The organism is Citrobacter sp. Cpo045 (genome assembly GCF_030332875.1).
GTDB lineage: Bacteria > Pseudomonadota > Gammaproteobacteria > Enterobacterales > Enterobacteriaceae > Citrobacter > Citrobacter portucalensis.
Genome location: NZ_JAOWGZ010000024.1, coordinates 1 through 6,899, shown reverse-complemented (window position 1 = coordinate 6,899; position 6,899 = coordinate 1). Strand labels below are relative to the sequence as shown.

General features: G+C 55.3%; 7 protein-coding genes. 6 read left to right on the top strand and 1 reads right to left on the bottom strand.

Annotated features, from left to right (window positions below; all coding sequences use genetic code 11):
* The first annotated feature begins 114 nt into the window (after positions 1-114).
* Both aac(3)-IId and OGY13_RS00180 read left to right on the top strand, forming a co-directional pair.
* The gene (gene aac(3)-IId / locus OGY13_RS00185) at positions 115-975 is read left to right on the top strand and encodes an aminoglycoside N-acetyltransferase AAC(3)-IId (protein ID WP_000557454.1); all 861 of its coding nucleotides are present in this window, start codon (positions 115-117) and stop codon (positions 973-975) included.
* Between the two features lie 12 nt (positions 976-987).
* The gene (locus tag OGY13_RS00180) at positions 988-1,530 is read left to right on the top strand and encodes an AAA family ATPase (RefSeq protein WP_000587837.1); all 543 of its coding nucleotides are present in this window, start codon (positions 988-990) and stop codon (positions 1,528-1,530) included.
* A 481-nt stretch (positions 1,531-2,011) separates the two neighbouring features.
* Here the strand turns inward: OGY13_RS00180 and OGY13_RS00175 are convergent, their stop codons facing one another.
* Positions 2,012-2,203: a hypothetical protein gene (locus OGY13_RS00175; RefSeq protein WP_000951934.1), complete on the bottom strand. Its 192-nt coding sequence runs from the start codon at positions 2,201-2,203 to the stop codon at positions 2,012-2,014.
* A gap of 23 nt (positions 2,204-2,226) precedes the next feature.
* Here OGY13_RS00175 and OGY13_RS00170 point away from each other — a divergent pair, with 23 nt between their 5' ends.
* The 4 genes from OGY13_RS00170 to OGY13_RS00155 all read left to right on the top strand — a co-directional run bounded on the left by OGY13_RS00170 (position 2,227) and on the right by OGY13_RS00155 (position 6,807).
* Positions 2,227-2,454, top strand: coding sequence for a hypothetical protein (locus OGY13_RS00170; RefSeq protein WP_000248278.1), 228 nt, complete (start codon positions 2,227-2,229; stop codon positions 2,452-2,454).
* Between the two features lie 50 nt (positions 2,455-2,504).
* Positions 2,505-3,641, top strand: a complete 1,137-nt coding sequence (locus OGY13_RS00165; RefSeq protein ID WP_000080861.1) for a protein NO VEIN domain-containing protein — start codon at positions 2,505-2,507, stop codon at positions 3,639-3,641.
* 114 nt (positions 3,642-3,755) lie between these two features.
* Positions 3,756-5,126: an IS1182-like element ISCfr1 family transposase gene (locus tag OGY13_RS00160; protein ID WP_000971921.1), complete on the top strand. Its 1,371-nt coding sequence runs from the start codon at positions 3,756-3,758 to the stop codon at positions 5,124-5,126.
* An 820-nt stretch (positions 5,127-5,946) separates the two neighbouring features.
* Positions 5,947-6,807, top strand: a complete 861-nt coding sequence (locus OGY13_RS00155; RefSeq protein WP_000027057.1) for a broad-spectrum class A beta-lactamase TEM-1 — start codon at positions 5,947-5,949, stop codon at positions 6,805-6,807.
* The last annotated feature ends 92 nt before the right edge of the window (positions 6,808-6,899 follow it).

Sequence of the window (6,899 nt, the reverse complement as noted above, 5' to 3'; positions counted from 1 at the left end):
TCTAGGTGAAGATCCTTTTTGATAATCTCATGACCAAAATCCCTTAACGTGAGTTTTCGTTCCACTGAGCGTCAGACCCCGTATAGTGTTTTGCAGTTTAGAGGAGATATCGCGATGCATACGCGGAAGGCAATAACGGAGGCGCTTCAAAAACTCGGAGTCCAAACCGGTGACCTCTTGATGGTGCATGCCTCACTTAAAGCGATTGGTCCGGTCGAAGGAGGAGCGGAGACGGTCGTTGCCGCGTTACGCTCCGCGGTTGGGCCGACTGGCACTGTGATGGGATACGCGTCGTGGGACCGATCACCCTACGAGGAGACTCTGAATGGCGCTCGGCTGGATGACGAAGCCCGCCGTACCTGGCTGCCGTTCGATCCCGCAACAGCCGGGACTTACCGTGGGTTCGGCCTGCTGAATCAATTTCTGGTTCAAGCCCCCGGCGCGCGGCGCAGCGCGCACCCCGATGCATCGATGGTCGCGGTTGGTCCGCTGGCTGAAACGCTGACGGAGCCTCACGAACTCGGTCACGCCTTGGGGGAAGGATCGCCCGTCGAGCGGTTCGTTCGCCTTGGCGGGAAGGCCCTGCTGTTGGGTGCGCCGCTAAACTCCGTTACCGCATTGCACTACGCCGAGGCGGTTGCCGATATCCCCAACAAACGGTGGGTGACGTATGAGATGCCGATGCTTGGAAGAGACGGTGAAGTCGCCTGGAAAACGGCATCGGATTACGATTCAAACGGCATTCTCGATTGCTTTGCTATCGAAGGAAAGCCGGATGCGGTTGAAACTATAGCAAATGCTTACGTGAAGCTCGGTCGCCATCGAGAAGGTGTCGTGGGCTTTGCTCAGTGCTACCTGTTCGACGCGCAGGACATCGTGACGTTCGGCGTCACCTATCTTGAGAAGCATTTCGGAACCACTCCGATCGTGCCTCCGCACGAGGCCGTCGAGCGCTCTTGCGAGCCTTCAGGTTAGAGGCCGTCGACAATGATAATCTGGATCAACGGACCTTTCGGCGCCGGAAAGACGACGCTCGCTAAGCGGCTGCGCGATCGGCGTTCCAAATCGCTGATCTTTGACCCCGAGGAAATCGGGTTCGTGGTGAAAGAAACGGTCCCCATGCCAGCGAGCGGAGACTATCAGGATCTCCCCTTGTGGAGGGGACTTACGATCGCGGCGGTCAGGGAGATTCGAAGGAATTACTCGCAGGACATCATCATCCCAATGACGCTCGTGCACCCGGACTATCTGACTGAGATACTCGACGGGGTAAGGCGGATCGACGATCAGCTGCTGCACATCTTTCTGACGCTCAACGAGGACCTATTGCGTCACCGGATCGCGAACCAGACCATGCATCCTGACCCGAATCGAAATGCGGAGATTCGAGAGTGGCGATTAGCGAATGTCGCCCGATGCTTGGCCGCAAGGGAACGGCTTCCATGCACAACCCGTGTTCTCGATAGTGGTGCACACACCAGCGATGAACTCGCAGCGATGGTGCTCGACGGAATCGATGGGCGCACCTGATCGCCTTCGACGCCTGCGCAAAGCGTAGCGCGAGGGTGGCGGGCTCACGACCAAACGCCCAGAGGTCGATCATCGCAGGGATGTTTGGCTTTGTGGTGCGGACGACGGGACTCGAACCCGTACTCTCACAGAGAAGCAGATTTTCGTACCACCTCGACTTTCGCCGCCGTCTGATGACGTTCGTGGTCTGGACTGTCCCTTCGCCATTGCCCGAAGGCTTTAGGCGCCGCCCGTCCAGTCTCTACACCTTCCCCCGAAGGGGCTTGGCTCGGGATTGGCTTAGGGTATTGCCCGTTAGCGTTCCCCGACTTTGAGCGGTTCTACTCCGCGGATTTCCCCGCGGGCACTCCAATTTTAAAGTCTGCTGCGTCTACCGATTTCGCCACGTCCGCCTTTTTTCGCCGTTCCTAGCGCTCGTGCGATGCACCTATGTTGCACCTAGCGCCGAATCGTTCTTCGTCATCCTGAAAAACCACGTCTCCTAAAGCCTTGCATAGCTTATCTTTTCTCCACCACGAACTTTTTTGTGGGATGGTAGAAAAAAAGACTTTTTAAGTCCGCTGGCTTGCCAGGCCTTGTTAGCTTGTACGGTCATGGTTATCGGGTAAAGAATATTGACGGCATCGCTGGTGTCGGTGGCTGAAAAGCCGGCTCCCATCAGGGCAATAGCCATTTCAGATGCAGGCGTACAGGGCAATGGTCAACAGCTACAGCCTGTCTGACGATTCCGGCGTCATGGCTGCGGCGGCTATCACGCATTTTTTGTTCGGTCAGGCGGTGTTTTCGTACCTCAATGGTTGGAGCGTGTTGATCGGACCTGGTACAGGTTTGGACAGCACGGGCTGCAAATACGCAAGGGATTTAATGGGCCTGGTGGCGTTCACGGCTTTTATCGTGACGTTTCTGTTCAGGGGCTACTCATAATCTCGTGGCTCGGCGGTTCCCGGCACACCATGACAGTAAGGAAGGACCCTGTGTCTCAACTCTCCCAGCTTCGAAGCCCCGCCGCCGTGCAGGCTGCCATCGATGAGTTCGTGCAACTGGGCCGCACGAAATTCCTGGCGCGCCACGGCTACGGCAAGTCCCGCGACTTCCTGGTACGTGATCCGAAGACCGGCACCGATTGCGATTCCAAGGCCATCGCCGGTGTGGCCTTCGGCAAGCAATTTCCCGAGCAGGGCCCGCTCACTGCTGACAGCTTCTCCGGTGGCGAGACGACCGTCGTTCCGGCGCTGACGCGGCTCGGGTTTCGCATCATTCGCATCGGCGAAGACTGGTCCGAAGAAGAGGTCCTGGCCACGGTCGAAGACTATTTCGACATGCTGCGTGCCGAGGCGGCTGGGGAGCCGTACCACAAGTCCGAGCACAACCAGGCACTGCGCCAACTGCTGAACGGTCGCAGCAAGTCTTCAGTCGAGCTCAAGCACCAGAACATTAGCGCCGTACTCGATGCCCTGGGCCTGCCCTATATCAACGGCTACAAGCCACGCGGCAACAGCCAACTGCTGCTGCGTAAATCCGTACACGCCTACGTTCTGGAACATCAGCAGACGGTCGGCGCTCTTGTCGATGCCCTGGAGGAGGTAAAACTTCCGGGTGACAAAACCTACCGAGCGGCTTTGGTAGAACCACCCGCCCGTGAAGTGCTTGTGCGTACCCCGGCATCTCTACGGCAACGCCTACCGCGAAAGTTCGATTATGCCGCTCGCGATGAAGCCAACCGCAAGCTGGGCCGGGCAGGGGAGCAGTGGGTGATTGGCTACGAACAGCAACGCCTGACCGAGCTCGGCCACCCAGAGCTTTTTCAGCGGCTGGATTGGGTGTCCGACACCCAGGGAGACGGTGCGGGGTTCGACATCCTGTCGTTCGAAGAGGACGCCCATGAGCGCTTCATCGAGGTGAAAACCACCAATGGCGGGGTAGGCTCGTCTTTCTTGGTCAGCCACAACGAACTCGAATTCTCCAAGGAGGCGGGCGATCAATTCCATCTGTATCGCGTGTTCCAGTTTCGGGACGGTCCGCGCCTGTTCACGCTACCCGGCGACCTCAGCCAACATGTGCATCTCAAGCCGACGGACTACCGGGCGAGTTTCCGGAGTTTGGTGGGGTAAAGGCAGGGTTCTGTTGAGCCGAATGGCTGTGTGCGGCCGATTCTGTTGAAAAAGTAGCGGCCTCCCCATGCCGTTGGCAAAATTGCTTTGTCAGCGAGCGTGGGGGCGAACAGCATGATGGGACAGTTACCGGGAGGACAGCAGCGCCTGTTCTACTCGTTCAATCTGGAAGATCACGTCCCGGCCCAACATCTCCTGCGCAGCATCGACCAGTGCTTGGATCTCAGTGATCTACGTGCCTACCTGGCAGATTTCTATAGCCCCATCGGGCGTCCCTCGATTGACCCGGAGTTGATGGTGCGCATGCTGGTCGTCGGCTACTGCTATGGCATTCGTTCCGAGCGGCGATTGTGCGAAGAGGTGCACCTGAACCTGGCCTATCGCTGGTTCTGCCGGTTGGGTCTGGAAGACGAAGTCCCCAATCACTCGACCTTCTCGAAGAATCGCCATGGGCGTTTTCGTGACAGCGATCTATTCCGCTGGTTATTCAATGAGGTGCTGCGGCGCTGCATGGCAGCCGGCCTAGTCAAGGGTGAAGGTTTCGCCGTCGACGCCAGCATCATTAAGGCGGATGCCAGCCGGCAACGTGGGGTGGCGGGAGATGAGGTCGATTGGAACGATCCAAAGCTCAGCAGCCGCGCAGTGCGCGAGTACCTCGAAGCCCTTGATGAAGAGGCGCTGGCTGAGGCTCTTCCCAAGAAAATTTCGCTCACTGATCCTCAGTCCCGTTGGACAGCAGCGCCAGGTGGCCCGGCCTTTTTTGCCTACTCCACGAATTACCTGATCGACACTGAGCACGGTGTGATCATGGACGTGGAAGCTACCCCGGCGCACCGTACCGCCGAAGTCGATTCGACTAGGACGATGGTCGAGCGTGTCGAGGCGCAGTTCGATCTCACACCGGAACGCCTTATCGGCGATACCGCTTATGGCACCGCCCCGATGCTGGCCTGGATGGTCGAAGAAAAGGACATCGAACCGCATGTGCCGGTGTGGGACAAGACCGAGCGCAAGGACGACAGCCTCTCCAGTAACGACTTTCACTGGAGTCAGGACGCCAATGAATATCGCTGCCCAGCCGGCAAACCGCTACGCAGTGAATGGCGCGCCTTCACCCAGCAAAGGTCGCGGGTAACTAAGGCCAAAACCGTCATTTACCGCTCCAGCCAAACCGACTGCGCCACCTGCCCGTTGAAAGCGAAATGCTGCCCCAACACGCCGAATCGGAAGATCGTCCGCAGCATCCATGAGGCTGCCCGCGACGTGGCTCGACGCATCGCCAAGACACCGGAGTACCTCGTCTCTCGCTGCGAACGAAAGAAGGTGGAGATGCTTTTCGCCCACCTCAAACGGATCATGAAACTCGACCGTTTACGACTGCGTGGCCTAACGGGTGCCACTGACGAATTCACCTTGGCTGCGATGGTGCAGAACCTGCGCCGCATGGCCAAGCTTTTGCCTCAAGGGCCACCGCTGACGGGATAGGTATGCCTGCTACGAGCAGAAACCCTCAAATTAACCCTTAAACCTGAGCAAGGACGCTCAGTGAAACGCCGGAAGGCAACTTGAAGTGGCTTGCAGCCACTTCGACAGCAGGCACACCTGATCGGCAGGCTGCCGCTAAAGCTACTTTTTCAACAGAATCGGCCGATTTGTGCCGGTCGTCAAGGACCGCTTCGGATCACTCTCAACCGGATCGCGGGCCAGCTGATTTGCTAAAACCCGCGCCAAACTCAACGAAGGATTTCGCATGATCCGTTTTTTTTGGCGATCACGCTCGGCCTGATGGTTGGCTGCTCGTCGAGTTCAAGTTCGATCTGATCAGTGAGCGGTAGCGCAAGTGGATCGCCTCAGCCAAGCAGCGTTGTTGCCGGCGGCCGGAAGAAAGCCTTGAACTAGTAGCGGAAAGGATGAAACTTTATTTTTACGATTCTCAGCATTTTCCAAGGTTGAGCGAAAATTAGGATGATACTTTAATGATTCCGGCCTCCATCCCCACAAAACGCTTGCAGATGGCAGAATTGAAATAAGTCATTGTTTTAAATGGATTTTTGCAGGAATTGCTACGTTGCAGGGTCCTGTAGTTAGGATGACACTTTATTTTCCTCCCACAGGCCTCGTGATACGCCTATTTTTATAGGTTAATGTCATGATAATAATGGTTTCTTAGACGTCAGGTGGCACTTTTCGGGGAAATGTGCGCGGAACCCCTATTTGTTTATTTTTCTAAATACATTCAAATATGTATCCGCTCATGAGACAATAACCCTGGTAAATGCTTCAATAATATTGAAAAAGGAAGAGTATGAGTATTCAACATTTTCGTGTCGCCCTTATTCCCTTTTTTGCGGCATTTTGCCTTCCTGTTTTTGCTCACCCAGAAACGCTGGTGAAAGTAAAAGATGCTGAAGATCAGTTGGGTGCACGAGTGGGTTACATCGAACTGGATCTCAACAGCGGTAAGATCCTTGAGAGTTTTCGCCCCGAAGAACGTTTTCCAATGATGAGCACTTTTAAAGTTCTGCTATGTGGTGCGGTATTATCCCGTGTTGACGCCGGGCAAGAGCAACTCGGTCGCCGCATACACTATTCTCAGAATGACTTGGTTGAGTACTCACCAGTCACAGAAAAGCATCTTACGGATGGCATGACAGTAAGAGAATTATGCAGTGCTGCCATAACCATGAGTGATAACACTGCTGCCAACTTACTTCTGACAACGATCGGAGGACCGAAGGAGCTAACCGCTTTTTTGCACAACATGGGGGATCATGTAACTCGCCTTGATCGTTGGGAACCGGAGCTGAATGAAGCCATACCAAACGACGAGCGTGACACCACGATGCCTGCAGCAATGGCAACAACGTTGCGCAAACTATTAACTGGCGAACTACTTACTCTAGCTTCCCGGCAACAATTAATAGACTGGATGGAGGCGGATAAAGTTGCAGGACCACTTCTGCGCTCGGCCCTTCCGGCTGGCTGGTTTATTGCTGATAAATCTGGAGCCGGTGAGCGTGGGTCTCGCGGTATCATTGCAGCACTGGGGCCAGATGGTAAGCCCTCCCGTATCGTAGTTATCTACACGACGGGGAGTCAGGCAACTATGGATGAACGAAATAGACAGATCGCTGAGATAGGTGCCTCACTGATTAAGCATTGGTAACTGTCAGACCAAGTTTACTCATATATACTTTAGATTGATTTAAAACTTCATTTTTAATTTAAAAGGATCTAGGTGAAGATCCTTTTTGATAA